This is a genomic window from Candidatus Frankia alpina (genome assembly GCF_902806485.1).
Classification (GTDB): domain Bacteria; phylum Actinomycetota; class Actinomycetes; order Frankiales; family Frankiaceae; genus Frankia; species Frankia alpina.
This window is the reverse complement of sequence record NZ_CADCWT010000567.1, coordinates 1-526: the sequence shown is the minus strand read 5'-3', so window position 1 is coordinate 526 and position 526 is coordinate 1. Positions and strand designations below refer to the sequence as shown.

1 protein-coding gene is annotated in these 526 nt (G+C 68.8%); it reads right to left on the bottom strand.

Going from position 1 to position 526, the window contains the following annotated elements; genetic code table 11:
• Positions 1 to 21: 21 nt before the first annotated feature.
• The gene (locus tag G6R25_RS24530) at positions 22 to 519 is read right to left on the bottom strand and encodes an RNA-guided endonuclease InsQ/TnpB family protein (protein ID WP_205447460.1); all 498 of its coding nucleotides are present in this window, start codon (positions 517 to 519) and stop codon (positions 22 to 24) included.
• Positions 520 to 526 lie beyond the last annotated feature (7 nt).

Below are 526 nucleotides of genomic sequence, written 5' to 3'. Positions count from 1 at the left end.
TTCCTGCCGTGCCGCGCGGGTTCACGTGGCACCTCGGTGGGTTCCTGCTTCACAGCCAGCCGCCTGGACAGGTCCGGGTCTTACGTCGGCTCCGCAGGCGTTTACGGTCTCCGCCTGACGCGGCATCGCAGCCACGCCTTTCCGCCCAGCGGCGACCCTGCGCTGACCCTCGACGAGGATGTTGCGCGCGGCGTTCAGGTCCCGGTCGTGGCTGACACCGCACCCGGGACAGGTCCACATCCGGACCTTGAGAGGCTTCGGCCCGTCCCGGTGGCCGCAGGCCGAACAGAGCTGCGACGACGGAAAGAACCGGCCCACCTTCGCGAACGTCCGGCCGTGCCGGGCCGCTTTCTCCTCGATCAGACCGACCAGCATCGACCAGCCCGCATCATGCACCGACCGGGCCAGCCTCGTACGGGCCAGCCCGGCCACCGCCAGATCCTCGACGTAGACCGCTTGGTTATCGCAGACCAGCCGAGCAGCGAGCGTATGATGATGATCCCGGCGGGTCTCCCGCACCTTCCGA